The sequence below is a fragment of the Streptosporangium sp. NPDC049078 genome (genome assembly GCF_040648855.1).
In the GTDB taxonomy this organism is placed as follows: Bacteria; Actinomycetota; Actinomycetes; order Streptosporangiales; family Streptosporangiaceae; genus Streptosporangium.
Window position 1 is genome coordinate 136,689 of the sequence record NZ_JBEZEL010000020.1, and the last position, 14,494, is coordinate 151,182.

15 protein-coding genes are annotated in these 14,494 nt (G+C 68.7%); 8 read left to right on the plus strand and 7 right to left on the minus strand.

The window, feature by feature from the left end:
• Positions 1–12 precede the first annotated feature (12 nt).
• From rnpA to AB0B90_RS30955, 7 genes are all read left to right on the plus strand, one after another.
• Positions 13–387: a ribonuclease P protein component gene (gene rnpA, locus AB0B90_RS30925; RefSeq protein WP_350941866.1), complete on the plus strand. Its 375-nt coding sequence runs from the start codon at positions 13–15 to the stop codon at positions 385–387.
• Entirely contained in the window at positions 387–665 is a 279-nt protein-coding gene (gene yidD, locus AB0B90_RS30930) for a membrane protein insertion efficiency factor YidD (RefSeq protein ID WP_326646938.1), read from the plus strand. Before rnpA ends, yidD begins: the two co-directional genes overlap by 1 nt.
• Before the next feature lie 4 nt (positions 666–669).
• A complete protein-coding gene (gene yidC, locus AB0B90_RS30935) occupies positions 670–1,617 on the plus strand; it encodes a membrane protein insertase YidC (protein ID WP_350941864.1) in 948 nt (315 codons plus the stop codon).
• Positions 1,618–1,652: 35 nt separating this feature from the next.
• Positions 1,653–2,156 carry a R3H domain-containing nucleic acid-binding protein gene (locus tag AB0B90_RS30940; protein ID WP_350941863.1) on the plus strand — a complete coding sequence of 168 codons (504 nt, stop codon included), beginning with the start codon at positions 1,653–1,655 and terminating at the stop codon, positions 2,154–2,156.
• A 313-nt stretch (positions 2,157–2,469) separates the two neighbouring features.
• Complete coding sequence (rsmG, locus tag AB0B90_RS30945; RefSeq protein ID WP_362926048.1) at positions 2,470–3,165, plus strand: 16S rRNA (guanine(527)-N(7))-methyltransferase RsmG; 696 nt, start codon at positions 2,470–2,472, stop codon at positions 3,163–3,165.
• 196 nt (positions 3,166–3,361) lie between these two features.
• A complete protein-coding gene (locus tag AB0B90_RS30950; RefSeq protein ID WP_350941859.1) occupies positions 3,362–4,288 on the plus strand; it encodes a ParA family protein in 927 nt (308 codons plus the stop codon).
• A 72-nt stretch (positions 4,289–4,360) separates the two neighbouring features.
• Positions 4,361–5,335: a ParB/RepB/Spo0J family partition protein gene (locus AB0B90_RS30955; RefSeq protein WP_350941857.1), complete on the plus strand. Its 975-nt coding sequence runs from the start codon at positions 4,361–4,363 to the stop codon at positions 5,333–5,335.
• Positions 5,336–5,991: 656 nt separating this feature from the next.
• Here AB0B90_RS30955 and AB0B90_RS30960 read toward each other — a convergent pair.
• From AB0B90_RS30960 to AB0B90_RS30970, 3 genes are all read right to left on the minus strand, one after another.
• Positions 5,992–7,062, minus strand: a complete 1,071-nt coding sequence (locus tag AB0B90_RS30960) for a beta-eliminating lyase-related protein (protein ID WP_350941855.1) — start codon at positions 7,060–7,062, stop codon at positions 5,992–5,994.
• 310 nt (positions 7,063–7,372) lie between these two features.
• Positions 7,373–8,326 carry a D-alanine--D-alanine ligase gene (locus AB0B90_RS30965; RefSeq protein ID WP_350941854.1) on the minus strand — a complete coding sequence of 318 codons (954 nt, stop codon included), beginning with the start codon at positions 8,324–8,326 and terminating at the stop codon, positions 7,373–7,375.
• 185 nt (positions 8,327–8,511) lie between these two features.
• A complete protein-coding gene (locus tag AB0B90_RS30970) occupies positions 8,512–9,744 on the minus strand; it encodes a PLP-dependent aminotransferase family protein (protein ID WP_350943528.1) in 1,233 nt (410 codons plus the stop codon).
• A gap of 301 nt (positions 9,745–10,045) precedes the next feature.
• Here AB0B90_RS30970 and AB0B90_RS30975 point away from each other — a divergent pair, with 301 nt between their 5' ends.
• Positions 10,046–10,666 carry a hypothetical protein gene (locus tag AB0B90_RS30975; RefSeq protein WP_030919650.1) on the plus strand — a complete coding sequence of 207 codons (621 nt, stop codon included), beginning with the start codon at positions 10,046–10,048 and terminating at the stop codon, positions 10,664–10,666.
• Between the two features lie 308 nt (positions 10,667–10,974).
• Here AB0B90_RS30975 and trxA read toward each other — a convergent pair whose 3' ends face one another.
• The 4 genes from trxA to sigM form a co-directional block, all read right to left on the minus strand.
• Positions 10,975–11,298 (minus strand): thioredoxin, encoded by a 324-nt coding sequence (trxA, locus tag AB0B90_RS30980; RefSeq protein WP_350941853.1) that lies wholly within the window; start codon positions 11,296–11,298, stop codon positions 10,975–10,977.
• A 385-nt stretch (positions 11,299–11,683) separates the two neighbouring features.
• Entirely contained in the window at positions 11,684–12,619 is a 936-nt protein-coding gene (gene trxB, locus AB0B90_RS30985) for a thioredoxin-disulfide reductase (protein ID WP_350943527.1), read from the minus strand.
• A 258-nt stretch (positions 12,620–12,877) separates the two neighbouring features.
• Positions 12,878–13,798, minus strand: a complete 921-nt coding sequence (locus AB0B90_RS30990) for a zf-HC2 domain-containing protein (RefSeq protein ID WP_350941852.1) — start codon at positions 13,796–13,798, stop codon at positions 12,878–12,880.
• The gene (gene sigM / locus AB0B90_RS30995; protein ID WP_350941851.1) at positions 13,788–14,435 is read right to left on the minus strand and encodes an RNA polymerase sigma factor SigM; all 648 of its coding nucleotides are present in this window, start codon (positions 14,433–14,435) and stop codon (positions 13,788–13,790) included. Before sigM ends, AB0B90_RS30990 begins: the two co-directional genes overlap by 11 nt.
• Positions 14,436–14,494 lie beyond the last annotated feature (59 nt).

The following is a 14,494-nucleotide window of genomic DNA, read 5'->3' on the forward strand; positions in this document are numbered from 1 at the left end:
ACAAGATCTCTCGTGCTGCCGTCAGGGTCCCGCATGCGCCGGGGCGACGAGTTCGCCGGCGCGATCAGAAGGGGAAGCCGAGTAGGCCGCCCCACCCTGGTCGCGCACCTCGGCATGCGCTCTGACAGGGATGCTCCCCCCCTGGTGGGATTCGTGGTGAGCCGTGCCGTGGGAGGCGCGGTCATCAGGAATCGCGTCAAACGTCAGTTGAGACACCTCATGCGAGACCGTCTCGACCGGCTTCCGAGAGGTAGCCTGCTGGTGGTACGCGCCAATCCACCGGCCGCGTCCGCGCGAAGCGAGCGCATCGCCGCCGAACTCGATGTCGCGCTGGATCGTTTACTCAGGCGGCTGGAGCCCTCAGGGGCTCGCATGGATGGGCGATGATGACGGCGCAGCAGACCGCTGGAATTTCTCCGGCTGCCAGGATCCTGATGGCTCCGATCCGGTTCTACCGGGCCTTCGTGAGCCCTCTGCTGGGTCCCCGTTGCCGCTTCCACCCCTCGTGCAGTGCCTACGGCCTCGAAGCCGTGGCCGTTCACGGCGCGCTGCGCGGCACATGGTTGACGATCCGGAGAATCGGGCGTTGCCACCCATTCCATCCCGGAGGCTTTGACCCGGTGCCCCCGCGCCCGGGCCGGTCCGACGAAACGCAAGGGAGCTAGCTCGGTGGAGCTGTCCTGGCTGAACTGGCTGTACACAGCCGTCGCCCAAGTAATCACCTGGATTCACGAGGGCTACAGCACCTTCATTCCGAGGAACAGCGGGCTCAACTGGGCGCTGACCATCATCACGCTCACCGTGCTGATGCGACTGTTGATCTTCCCGCTCTTCCTCAAGCAGATGCGCTCCTCGAAGAAGATGCAGGAGCTGGCCCCCAAGGTCCAGGAGATCCGCAAGCGGTACAAGAACGACAAGCAGCGCATGAACCAGGAGGTCATGGCGCTGTACCAGGGGCAGGGCGCCAACCCGCTGGGTGGCTGTCTGCCGATCCTGGCGCAGTTCCCGATCTTCATCTCGATGTTCACCGTGCTGCAGGCCATGGCCGGCGGGCACGCCAAGTTCGGCATGACGCAGACCCTCGTCGACAGCGCCCGGGCCGCGCACATCTTCGGCGCCCCCATCCCCGCGACGTTCTTCACGAGCTCTGCCGACATCGTCCAGCTGGACGCCGACCCGATCATCACCAAGGTCGTGCTCGCGATCTTCGTGGCGGTCAGCTCGCTGACGACCTTCCTCACCGTCCGGCAGAGCGTGACCCGCTCGATCGCCCAGATGCCGGACAACCCGATGGCGCAGCAGCAGAAGATCCTGATGTACGTCTCGCCGCTGTTCGCGATCTTCTCGCTGAACTTCCCCCTCGGCCTGATCCTCTACTGGGTCACCACCAACGTCTGGACCCTCGGCCAGCAGCACTGGTTCTACAGCCGCAACCCCTCCCCGGTGGTCGACGCCAAGGGCAACGTCACCACTCCCGAGCCCAAGCCGAGCCTGCTGAGCAAGGTCAAGAAGACCGCTCCCGAGCCCGAGGCGCCTGCGGTACCGGAGACCAAGGTGATCCGGCAGCAGCCCACCCGCCAGCCCCGCAGTAAGCGGACCGGCAGCAAGAAGTCCTGACGTCTCATCCCGACAGCACGAAGGAGTGGCCGGACGTGACCGAGGCCGAGGCCGAGAAGGAGCCCGCGAAGGCGGTTCCCGATCTCGCCGCCCTGGAGCAGGAAGGCGAGATCGCGGCGGACTATGTCGAGGGTCTGCTCGACATCGCCGACATCGACGGTGACATCGACATGGATGTCGAAGGCGATCGCGCCGTGGTGTCGGTCGTCGACATCAAGGGCGGCGACCTGGTCGGCCCCAACGGTGAGGTGCTGGAGGCCATCCAGGAGCTGACCCGCCTCGCGGTCCACCGCCAGACGGGTGAGCGCTCACGCCTGATGCTCGACATCGGCGGCTACCGCGACCGCCGCAGGAGCGAGCTGAGCGAGCTCGGCACCAAGATCGCAGCGGACGTCAAGCGGAACGGCGAGCCCAAGTCGCTGCAGCCGATGACCCCGTTCGAGCGGAAGATCGTGCATGACGCCGTCGCCGCGGCGGGCCTGCGCAGCGAGTCCGAGGGCGAGGAGCCCCGTCGTTTCGTGGTGGTCCTTCCCGCCTAGCATCCTTTGGCGCGAAGGTACGCGCTGACAAAAGGCCGCTGTCCCCGCTTCGCCGGGGGCAGCGGCCTTTCTCGTGACTCCACATCCTGCGCCAGGTGGCGAAGTCACTTGTTCTGGTGACGTCACACCCTGACCTACGGTAACGACGTCATCCGTTCTCGTAACCTCACGTCTCGATCCATCGCGGTGCCGACGCCTGTTCTGGTGACGTCACACCCCAACCCACGGTGGCGACGTCACCCGATGCCGAGGCGGGCCATTAGCCTTGAGACCGGCCTGAGCCCGATTTTTCCGAGGGAAGAGTGAGCGTCGAGTGAGTGACCAGATCCCCGAACCGCCCGAGGTCGCGCGCGAGGTGTTCACCGGCGACGCCTGGGCGAGAGCGGAGGCCTTCGCGGAGCTGTTGGCCGGTCCCGGGGTGGTGCGCGGGCTGCTCGGCCCACGGGAGGTACCGCGCATCTGGGACCGCCACCTGCTCAACTGTGCGGTGATCGCCGAGGTCGTGCCCGCCGACGTACGCCTGGTCGACATCGGTTCCGGTGCCGGTCTGCCGGGTCTGGTCCTCGCGATCGTGCGGCCCGACATCACCGTCACCCTCCTGGAGCCGCTCCTTCGCCGGACGGTCTTCCTGGAGGAGTGCGTGGAGTCGCTGAAACTCGGCAACGTCGAGGTGTTGCGCGGCCGGGCCGAGGAGTTCGCGGGCAGGCGGGAGTTCGACGTCGCCGCCGCCCGCGCGGTGGCGCCGCTCGACCGCCTGCTGAAATGGTCACTGCCCCTCCTGCGCGAGGGCGGTGAGCTACTGGCCATGAAGGGCGAGCGTGCCGCTGAGGAGTTGGCGGACGCAGAGGCGCAATTACGGTCGAGTGGGGTGCAAACCGCCGAGCTCGCATCGGTTGGGCGCGGTAAGGTCGAGCCGCCCGCAACTCTCATCCGAGTGGTCGCCGGTCGAGCTCCCGAGGGAGCGCGGAAGACCTCTCGCCGGAAGGATCGTGCCTCGCGCGGCAGGTAGCGCGAGGCCCCCAGATAGACCGAGCAAAGCGAGTACGAGGCCAGTGGAAGACCATTCGAGTGCGATCGCCAGCGCGAGGAGCGGTCTCGGCTGGCCCGAGGTTCCTGCCGTTTTGCCCCATGGACGGCTTTCCGGTCTGGGCTGGCCGGCACCGGCTCCCGGTGCCGTAGTCAGGCCGGTTGAAAGGAAGACGACCGTGACCCAGACCCCCCTTAATCCCGGCGACTCGCCGCTGGTACGAGAGGCACTCAGCTCAGTGGTTTCACGTGAAACATCGGCCCAGAAGACCGCCACCGCTCCCGGAGGCTCCACCGGGGTCCGGGATGGGGACTGGCCGCGCCCTGCCAAAACCCGGATTTTCACCGTCGCGAACCAGAAGGGCGGCGTCGGCAAGACCACCACGTCGGTCAATCTGGCGGCGGCGCTGTCCATGCACGGCCAGCGGGTGCTCGTGGTCGACCTCGACCCCCAGGGCAACGCCTCGACGGCTCTCGCGGTCGAGCACCGTGGCGACGTACCGGACATGTACAAGGTGCTCGTGGAGGATCTGCCGCTCGCGGAGGTCGTGAAGGCGGTTCCGGACATGCCGGGCCTCTACTGCGCTCCCGCCACCATCGACCTCGCCGGAGCCGAGATCGAGCTGGTCTCCATGGTCGCCCGTGAGGCCCGCCTGCAGCGCGCGCTGACCGCGTACGACGCCGTCGAGTTCGACTACATCCTCATTGACTGCCCTCCCTCGCTCGGCCTGCTCACGGTCAACGCGCTGATGGCCGCGAACGAACTGCTGATCCCCATCCAGTGCGAGTACTACGCGCTGGAAGGCCTTGGCCAGTTGCTGAGAAACGTGGATCTGGTCCGCGCGCACCTGAACCCCACACTCGACCTCTCCACCATCCTCATGACGATGTACGACGGACGCACCCGCCTCGCCTCCCAGGTCGCCGAGGAGGTTCGCTCCCACTTCGGCGCGACGGTGTTGAGTACCCTCATCCCCCGAAGCGTGCGCGTCTCCGAGGCGCCGAGTTACGGTCAGTCGGTCATGACGTACGACCCGGGCTCCAGCGGTGCGATGGCCTACATGGACGCCGCCCGCGAGATCGCTTATCGCGGTGCGGCCGTATGAGCGCCGGGAATCTCGTGGCCGCGGTCACGGGCCTGTCAGTGAGTGCGACACCTTGAGTCTCGGGAGGGGCAAGTGAGCAAGCAGCCGAGAGGGCTGGGCAGAGGGCTGGGGGCGCTCATCCCGACGGGCCCGGCCGTCGTCGCGGAGCCACCCGCGTCGATGACCGCGACCATGGTCGCCCCGGAGCCGGTGACACCGGAGCGGCCGGGGCCCGCCCCGGTCGAGGGCGCCTACTTCCTTGAGATCCCCGTCGACGACATCGCGCCCAACCCACGTCAGCCGCGAGACATCTTCGACGAGGACGCCCTGAAGGATCTGGCGACTTCGATCGGCGAGGTCGGCCTGCTCCAGCCGATCGTGGTGCGCGCCACGGGCGAGGGACACTACGAGCTGATCATGGGTGAGCGCCGCTGGCGCGCTTCCAAGCTCGCCGGGCTCTCCGAGATCCCTGCGATCGTGCGGGAGACCCAGGAGGACAAGCTCCTGCTCGACGCGCTCATCGAGAACCTCCAGCGCGAGCAGCTCAACGCCCTGGAGGAGGCGGCGGCCTACCAGCAGCTGCTCGACGACTTCGGCGCCACCCACGAGCAGCTCGCCGCCCGCATCGGCCGTTCCCGCTCGCACGTGACCAACACGGTGCGCCTGCTGAAGCTCCCGCCCGGGGTGCAGCGCAAGGTGGCGGCCGGAACGATCAGCGCGGGCCACGCCCGAGCCCTGCTCCGCCTGGACGATCCCGCCGCCCAGGAACATCTCGCCAACCGGATCTCGGCCGAACTGCTGTCGGTCCGCGCGGTCGAGGAGATCGTCGCCGTGGGCGATGCCAAGGCGGCCCCGGCACCCGCTCCGCGAGCTCCTCGGGCGAAGCCCGACGAGGAGCCGGCCCTCCGGCACCTGGCCGACCGTCTCTCCGACCGCTTCGAGACCCGCGTGAAGGTCGATTTCGGCCGCCGCAAGGGACGCATCGTGGTGGAGTTCGCGACCATCGACGATCTGGAGCGCATCATCGGCACGATGGCTCCGGGGTCGCTGCAGGCGATGGAAGGGTGATCTCTCCGATCCCGGAGATCCGGGAAAGCGAACCGATGGCAGTGGCTCCGGGACGGTGAGCCGGAGAGGGCGAACCGGTTGCGGTGAGTCCGGGAAGGTACGCCCACCGCGAAGGTGGGGAAGCGGTCCCGCGGTGCACTCGGCGACTCAGTGAATCCACCCCGACACCATTCCGGAGTCTGGATGCCCCCGACAGCCTCGATTTTCTCGGGGTGCTTCCCCGGGAGGTGAGAGCGGCCTGCGAAGGCCGACTCGCCGCGACAGCCCGACCGGAGCGGTACCAGCCGCCGCTGTGATGAGGCGGCACCGTTTCACGTGAAACACAGAGGGGCGACCATGCGAACCGAGCTCGGGGGCGGGACGACGGGCCTCGCCGAGAAGGGCCGAAGGGCGGGAGTGGCGACGAGGAGCGAGAGCCGGACTCTCGTCCTCCGGAGGCCGGGCTTGTCACCGAGAGCCGAACTCTCGTCGTCAATGGCGGGGTTTACCCGCGGCGTGTGGACGGCTCGCCAGGACGCGCATCGCGCACGAGACCAGGTTCGAGACGCCCTTACCCGTGGCGTGTGGACGACGGCCCACCAGGACGGCGACCGGTGTTTCACGTGAAACAGCCGCCCCTTCCGGGAGAAGGCTGTTTCACGTGAAACAAACGCCCCTCAGAAGCCAACGGCTTCTTGGACGGCGAGACGGATGTCGGCGACGAAGGTGTCGACGTGCTCGGGAGCGGTGTCGAAGGCCGTGACCCAGCGGACCACGTTCTCCGCCGCGTCCCAGACATGGAAGAGATAGCGCTGCTGCAGTTCCGCGATGGCCTTCTCGGGGAGTACGGGGAAGACGGCGTTGGACTGCACGGGGTAGCGGAGCGAGACCTCCGGAAGGTCGGCGATGCCGTTGGCGAGGCGGCGGGCCATCGCGTTGGCGTGGGCGGCGTTCTCGCGCCAGAGCTCCTCGGTGAGGAGGGCGGTCAGTTGGGCGGAGACGAAGCGCATCTTGGAAGCGAGCTGCATCCCCTGTTTGCGAAGGAACAGTGCGGCGGGGTCCAGCTCCGGGCGGAGGACCACGAGTGCCTCGGCCCCCATCGCCCCGTTCTTGGTACCCCCGAAGCTGAGCAGGTCCACGCCCGCGTCCGTGGTGAGGGAACGGAGCGAGCAGCCGAGCTCGGCCGCCGCGTTGGCGAGCCGGGCGCCGTCCATGTGCAGGAAGAGGTCGTGCTCGTGGACGAACTCCGCGAGCTCCGCGATCTCGTCGACGGTGTAACAGGTGCCGCACTCGGTCACCTGGGAGATGGAGACGACCCTGGGCTGGGAGTGGTGCTCGTTCCCGAGCACGGACAGTTGGCCACGGATGTCGTTCACGGAGAGCTTGCCGTCGTCCGTGGGGAGGGTGACCAGCTTGGCACCCAGCATGCGTTCGGCGGCGCCGCACTCGTTGGTGTTGATGTGGGCGGTGGTGGGGCAGAGCACCGCGTCGTACGCCCGGAGTACGAGTCCGAGCCCTACGACGTTGGCGCCGGTGCCGTTGAACATGGGATATGCGGTCGCGCGGGCGCCGAACTCGGCGCGGAAGGCGTCCTCCATAGCGGTGGTCCAGACGTCCCCCCCATAGGGGAGGGCGTCTCCGGTGTTCGCTTTGAGGATGGCGGTGAGAACCGCAGGGTGCACGCCCGCGTGGTTGTCGCTCGCGAAGCTCTTGGGGAATCTCTTGGGGAATGGGGTGGAGGTCAGCACACGGTCAGCGTATGGGCAAACCCGGTCCGTTACCGGGCTCGCCCCGCTCGTCGGCTCGACTTTCGTCTGGGAAATCCTGATTTCACCGTGCGGCCCTCACCGCAGGACCTTCGCGGGAGGGAACTCCGCGAGTGACGGCGCCTGTTACGGGAGGGTTCGGCAGAGGGTGCCGAGATCTTCCCCCGCGGCCTCGGCGGCCATGGGGAGGAGCGACGTCTTGGTCACCCCCGGGGCGACGTTCACTCCGAGACAGAGAGGCCCTTCCCCGGCTGCCTCCCGTCAAGGAGGCAGGGCAAGGAGGCAGGGAGGGTCAGGCTCCGCGGATGACGGCCTGTTCCAGGAGGGTCCGGCAGAGGGTGCCGAGATCTTCCCCCGCGGCCTCGGCGGCCATGGGGAGGAGCGACGTCTCGGTCATCCCCGGGGCGACGTTCACCTCAAGGAAGTAGGGCAGGCCGTTCGCGTCGACGATCAGGTCGGTGCGTGAGATGTCCCGGAGACCGAGGGCGGTGTGCGCGGTCACGGCCATCTCGGCACATGCGGCCGACACCTCGGGCGTGAGGCGTGCCGGGGCGAAGAACTCGGTGTGCCCGGCGGTGTAGCGGGCCGCGTAGTCGTACACGCCCTCGTCGGCGACGATCTCCACGGGGGGCAGTGCCACGGGCCCGTCCCCGAGGTCGACCACGGAGACGGCGACCTCGACCCCCTCGATGCAGCGCTCGATCAGCGCGGTGTCGCCGTAGGCGAAGCAGCCGACCATGGCGGCGGGGAAATCCTCCGCGCTGCGGACGATCGACGCGCCGAGCGCCGAACCGCCGCGGGACGGCTTGACGAACAGGGGAAGGCCGAGATGGTCCACGATGCGGGCCAGCACCGCGGAGGCGCCGAGGTCGTGGAAGGTCTCCTTGGGCAGCGTCACCGAGTCGGGGGTGCGCAGTCCGACGGAGCGGACGACGGTCTTGGCGGTGGGCTTGTCGTAGGCGACCCGGCAGGCGTCGGGGCCGGCGCCGACGTACGGGACGGAGAGGAGTTCGAGGACCGAGCGGATGGCTCCGTCCTCGCCCGCTCCGCCGTGCAGGGTGACGAAGACCGCGTCCGGCGGGTCCGCGAGCACGGCGGGAACCAGGGACGCGTCGGTGTCGCGGGTCTCCACGGAGACGCCCGCTCCCCGCAGCACCTCGCTCACCCGCCGGCCCGATCGCAGCGAGACCTCCCGCTCGTAGGAGAGCCCGCCCGCCAGGACGAGCACATGGCCCAGGTCACTCATCCGACATACCTCTCGTCATGGCCCGCTCCGAGCCTGTCCTGTCGCTCTCGTCCCGCGTGCGCGGTCGTCCCGACGGATCGGGATCGATCACCGCGCACCGGCGCAGGAAGTCACCGTACGGCACCGAGGGGGAGGAACTCATGCCGGAGGTGCCCCGTGGCACGGGGCACCTTACGGGGGCGAGGTTACGCGAGGTCGGGTCCCGGGGTGTCGATGCCGACGCGTTCGGTGGGCGAGCCGGTCCCGAAGGTGTCGCGGAGACGGAGCTCCTGCCCGATCACCCCTGCCAGGCGGCGGACGCCCTCGCGGATGCGGTCGGGCTCGGGATAGCAGTAGGAGAGCCGCATGTGCCGCGCGCCACCGCCGTCGGCGAAGAAGCCGGTGCCCGGCACGAAGGCCACCCGCTCCGCGACCGCGCGGGGCAGGAGCGCCTTGGAGTCGAGTCCCTGGGGAAGGGTGGCCCAGACGAAGAACCCGCCGTCGGGGCGGGTCCAGGTGACGCCGTCGGGCATCAGGGCCTCCAGCGAGGAGAGCATGGTGTCGCGGCGCTCGCGGTAGAGCTCCCCGAACGTCTTGATCTGCTCGCGCCAGGGCTGGGTGGCCAGATACTGGCCGACGGCGAGCTGGGTGAAGGAGGAGTGCGACAGGACCGCGGACTCCATCGCCAGCACCAGCTTCTCGCGGATGGCGTGCGGGGCGAGGGCCCAGCCGACCCGGAAACCGGGGGCGAGGGTCTTGGAGAACGAGCCGAGGTAGACGACGCCCTCGGGGTTGTCGGCGCGTAGCGTCCGGACGGGGTCGCCGTCGAAGCGGAGCAGGCCGTACGGGTTGTCCTCGACGATCAGCACGTCGGCCCGCTGGCAGATCTCCAGGACCCGCTGCCTGCGCTCGGCGCTGAGCGTCACGCCCGCCGGGTTCTGGAAGGTGGGGATCGTGTAGAGGAACTTGATCCGATTGCCCGCGCTCTTCAGGGCGTAGACGGTCTGGGCGAGCGACTCGGGGATGATCCCCTCGTTGTCCATCGCGATGTGGATGACATTGGCCTGGTAGGCGGAGAACGTGCCCAGGGCTCCGACGTAGGAGGGTCCCTCGGCGAGCACGACGTCACCCGGGTCGATGAAGATCCGGGTGATGAGGTCGAGGGCCTGCTGGGAGCCGACGGTCACGACGACGTCGTTGGAGTTGGCCTCGATCCCCTCCAGCCGCATGACGTCACAGATCTGCTCGCGCAGGTGCGGGTCGCCCTGCCCCGAGCCGTACTGGAGCGCGACGGGGCCGCGCTTGGCGATCAGGTCGGCGACCAGCTCCCCCACCACGTCCAGCGGGAGGGCGGTGACGTACGGCATGCCGCCGGCGAGCGAGACCACCTCGGGCCTCGACGCGACGGAGAAGAGAGCTCGTACCTCGGAGGCGACCATCCCGGTTGCCCGTGCCGCGTAACGGTCGACGTAGGCGTCGATGCGCGAACCTTGGGCCGGGGTGACGGCCTGACCGTGATCACGGTTCTGGGGCACGGTCCACCTCCTAGGTTGTGTGGAGCACACAAAGCGCTCATACCAGAGAAACCAGCGTACGTCAGGGGTCGCAGTTCGTCTGCGTGTAGGGAGAGGACCTCCTGAAAGCAGGACCCGCACTGGGCTACGATGCCAGCTGGAGACGCCGTTTTCGCGCGTTTTTCGCCATGGCTTGCACTCGTCTCGCCAGGATTGGGGCCAACAGGTGTCGCGTCGGCTGGCAAACGTCACCCTCGACAATCTCGACGACCTGCCGCGCCGCTGTCGCCGGTGCGTCTTCTGGGAGCTCGATCCCGTCAACGCGGACCGGGCGATGAAGGCCGGCGACCCGGGACTGGAGAAAGAGGCCTGGATCTCCTCGACCCTGCTGGAGTGGGGAAGCTGCGGAAAGATCGTCTACGTGGACGGGGTGGCCGCCGGATTCGTCCTCTACGCGCCGCCGCACTACGTGCCGCGCTCGGTGGCCTTCCCGACCTCGCCGGTGAGCGCGGACGCGGTGTTGCTGATGACCGCGCACATCATCCCGGAGTTCTCCGGGGGCGGCCTGGGCCGGATGCTGGTCCAGGGCGTGGCCAAGGATCTGACCCGGCGCGGGGTGCGTGCGATCGAGGCGTTCGGCGATCTGAAGTGGGAGCAGCCGGGTGCGTGCCTGATGCCCGCCGACTACCTGCTCTCCGTGGGGTTCAAGACGGTGCGCCCGCATCTGCGCTTCCCCCGCCTCCGCCTGGAGCTCAAGAACGCCGTCTCGTGGCGTGAGGACGTCGAGGTGGCACTGGAGAGGCTCCTCGGGTCGATGAGTCCCGAGAGGGCGCTACGGCCCGTCTGAGACCTTCTGGAGCCCGTACGGCACGCTCTGGGGCCGAACGCACCCTTCCGAGACCCTCCGGAGCCGCACCGGCCCTTCCCGCGGGGGCCGGACATCCGAGGTCGAACGCGTCGGTCGAACCCCTCTTCTCCCCGGCCGAACCCGTCCCCGGATCCGTCGGCCCGTCCCGCGGTGGGAAGGCCCCGCGCATGGGCCCGCTCATGTGAAGGCCCCCCGTGGTGAGACGGGGGGCCTTCAGTGGGTGGGTGTGCCGCTCGGAAGCGGGTGATACGGCCGGACGCCGTGGGGGACGGCCGACCGCAGGGGGCCTAGATGATGCCCTCAAGCTCGCGAAGCAGCATGGCCTTCGGCTTGGCGCCGATGATCTGCTTCACAACCTCTCCGTTCTTATAGACGTTCAGGGTAGGAATCTGGAGTACGCCGTAGTTTGTCGCCGTTGCCGGATTTTCGTCGACGTTCAGCTTGACGACGGTCAGCTTCTCGGCGTTCTCGCCGGCGATCTCCTCCAGAATGGGCGCGACCTGGCGGCACGGGCCGCACCACTCGGCCCAGAAATCGACGATCACGGGCTTGTCGCTCTTGAGAACGTCGGTCTCGAAGCTGGCGTCGGTCACGTGCTTGATGGTGCCCAAGGTTCCTGCTCTCCCTCTTGCTCTTGCCTGAGGACTGCTGCTGTTGACTTTCCCCCCTCGCGCACAAGGGGGTTCCCACGGTCGCCCGCGAGGGTGTTCCCGCTTCGTCGCCGGTCACCCGCCGAGGAGAACCCTCCCCGGGGGTCTCGCACCGGCCCGACACGCGTTCCACCTCTCCGCCGACCCGGCGGCGAGGACGATACCGATGGGATCACCGGCATGGCGACCGGCGCACGCCCGACGCGCCGTTCGACGGTGCGCGACGTGTGCCCGGCGGGCGAGAGCCCGGCCGACCCGTGACGATGCTCACGGCGCCTGAGGCCCGCCCTGACGGACGGGGTGACGGGCGGTGCGGGCACCGCCCGTCGCTCTCTTCCGCCCGGGGTTACGCGTTCTCGTGCTCGGTCAGCCAGCGCTCGGAGTCGAGCGAGGCGGCGGCGCCGGTGCCGGCGGCGGTGATCGCCTGCCGGTAGATGTGGTCGACCACGTCGCCCGCGGCGAACACACCGTCCAGGTTGGTGCGGGTCGAGGGCGAGTCGACCTTGATGTAACCCTCGTCGTCCAGGTCCACCTGGCCCTTGACCAGCTCGACGCGCGGGTCGTGCCCGATCGCGACGAACAGGCCGGTGGCGGCGATCTCCGCCTCCGCGCCGGTCTTGAGGTTGCGCACCCGCACCCCGCTCACCTTGGACTCGCCCAGCACGTCGACGACCTCGCTGTCCCACAGGAAGCGGATCTTCTCGTTCGCGAACGCCCGGTCCTGCATGATCTTGCTGGCGCGGAGCTCGTCGCGACGGTGCACCACCGTCACCGAGGCGGCGAACCGGGTCAGGAAGATCGCCTCCTCCATCGCGGTGTCGCCGCCGCCGACGACCACGATGTCCTGGCCGCGGAAGAAGAACCCGTCACAGGTGGCACACCACGACACGCCGTGGCCGGAGAGGCGCTTCTCGTTGGGTACGCCCAGCTCGCGGTAGCCCGAGCCCGTCGTGAGGATGACGGACTTGGCGTAGTAGGTGTCGGTGGCGGTCTTGACGACCTTCGGGGTGACGGTCAGGTCGACCTCGATCACGTCGTCGGCGACCAGCTCGGCGCCGAACCGCTCGGCCTGCTTGCGCATCCCGTCCATCAGGTCCGGGCCCATGATGCCACCGGGGAAGCCGGGGAAGTTCTCCACCTCGGTGGTGTTCATCAGGGCGCCACCGGCGGTGACCGAGCCCTCGAAGACCAGCGGGTTGAGGTCGGCACGCGCGGAGTACACGGCGGCCGTGTAACCGGCGGGACCCGACCCGATGATGATCACATTCCGGACGTCCATCAGTGCTCGCGCCTCTCCTCTGTCGTTGCCACCGGCGTCAACAGATCCTAGGCGCCGCTGATTCCCACCGGGCGCGGTGACGGATCCGCCGGTGGAACGGGAAAGCCCGGCACGGACGAATCCATGCCGGGCGCAGACGAAGGGTACGGAGAAGGTGCGAGGGTTCTGGGAGCGGATTACCCGCCGCCGATCACCCCGTGTGTCTCCCCACCGATCGTTCCGCGCGGCCTGCCGAGGTCCCCCGGGGCCGCCTCCTCCAGGTCACCAGCTCGCGAGACCCGGCTTGCGCACGTCGTCACACTGCGGCCCCACGACGTGGACGCGCACCGTGTTCTTGGCCTTGTTCTGCCAGAAGAGCAGGATGTTGGCCTCCTGCCCGTTGTAGAACCCCTGGTCCACGGCGAAGGGCGACGTGCCGACCCGCGCCGAGATCTGCCGGACGCACTTGTCGATCCCGGAGTTGTCGGTCGTTCCGACGATGGTCCCGGGGCCGATGTAGTCGAGCAGCGAGCCGCGGAGCTCGGCGTCGGTGTAGTTGTAGTTGCTGTCGGTCAGCGTGTACTGGATCGTGTCCGCCGTCGGTGCGGATTTGGCGATCAGCGGAACGCGGTCCGGGCCGGACGCCGACAGCGTCCCGGTCGCCAGCGCGGTCGCGCCGATCACCGCCGCCGCCACGCCCGCCGCGGCGGTGGCGGGCATCGCCCACCGGCGCCGTCGGTTCGCGCCGCGACGTCTGGTGGGGACCACCGGGACCACGGTGCCGTCGTCGTCGACGACCCCCAGCCGCACGGCCGGTTCGAGCTCTGGCTCCTTTTCGGGGATCGGGTCCCGGTGAGGGGTCGTCTCCCATGGCGCCGGTTGTGCGGGAGAGGACGTCTCCCACGGCGCGTCGCGCATTATGTCGTCCCAGGCCGGTGCTTCCACCAGGCCCACTCCACCTCCACGGAAGCTTTCCGCCTCGGCGGCCAGCGCGCGGTCGATCCTCAGCGCGACTCCCATCGGCATCGCCGGTGTGGGGGTCGCCGCCAGGACCTCACGGACCGCTGCGAGATCGGCGAGGCTTTCGCCACAGGGGTCGCAGATCGCGAGATGCTCGCGTACCCGCATGGCGGTGGCGGCGTCGAGGAGTCCCTCGGCCAGTTCGGCCAAGATCTCCAGGTCGTAGTGCGTATCACCCGTCACGAAGTTCTGCTCCCTTCGCGGATGAGACGCGAGACAGGTCTGATCGGTTCCGTAAATGGGAAAGAATCGGGGCGAGTTTCGCCCTTCCGCGCGCGCACCGGCTCTTCACCGTGCCGCTCGGCACCTCCAGCACCTGGGCCGCGTCTTCGATCGAGTAGCCCATCATGTCCACGAGCACCAGCGCGGCGCGCTGGTCGGAGGGCAGCAGCTTCAGTGCCGCGGAAACCTCCATGGACACTTCGCGCTCGGCCGTCTGGTCGAGCACCGGGGTATCACGCTCCGCGGCCTCGACGAGCTCGTCGTCGGCCACCGGGCGCACCGATTTCCTGCGCATGCGGTCGAGGCAGGCGTTGACCACGATGCGGTGCAGCCACGTGGTCACGGCCGCCTCGCCGCGAAAGCTCCCGGCCTTGCGATAGGCCGAGACGAAGGCGTCCTGAACGGCGTCGGCCGCCTCGTCGGGGTCGCCCAGCGTGCGCAGGGCGACCGCCCACATGCGGTCTCGATGTCGCTTGACTATTTCACTGAAGGCGTGCGGATCCCCGGCGATGTGCCGGGTGAGCAGGTCGGCGTCGGACACGTGGGCCTTCGCCGTCTGCTCGTCCGCCGCTGGCGGGGTCTCGGGTGGGGAATTCACAAGGAGAGTCCTGCTATACCGATCCGGGGAGAACACCTCTACGGGATAGATGGTGCCAC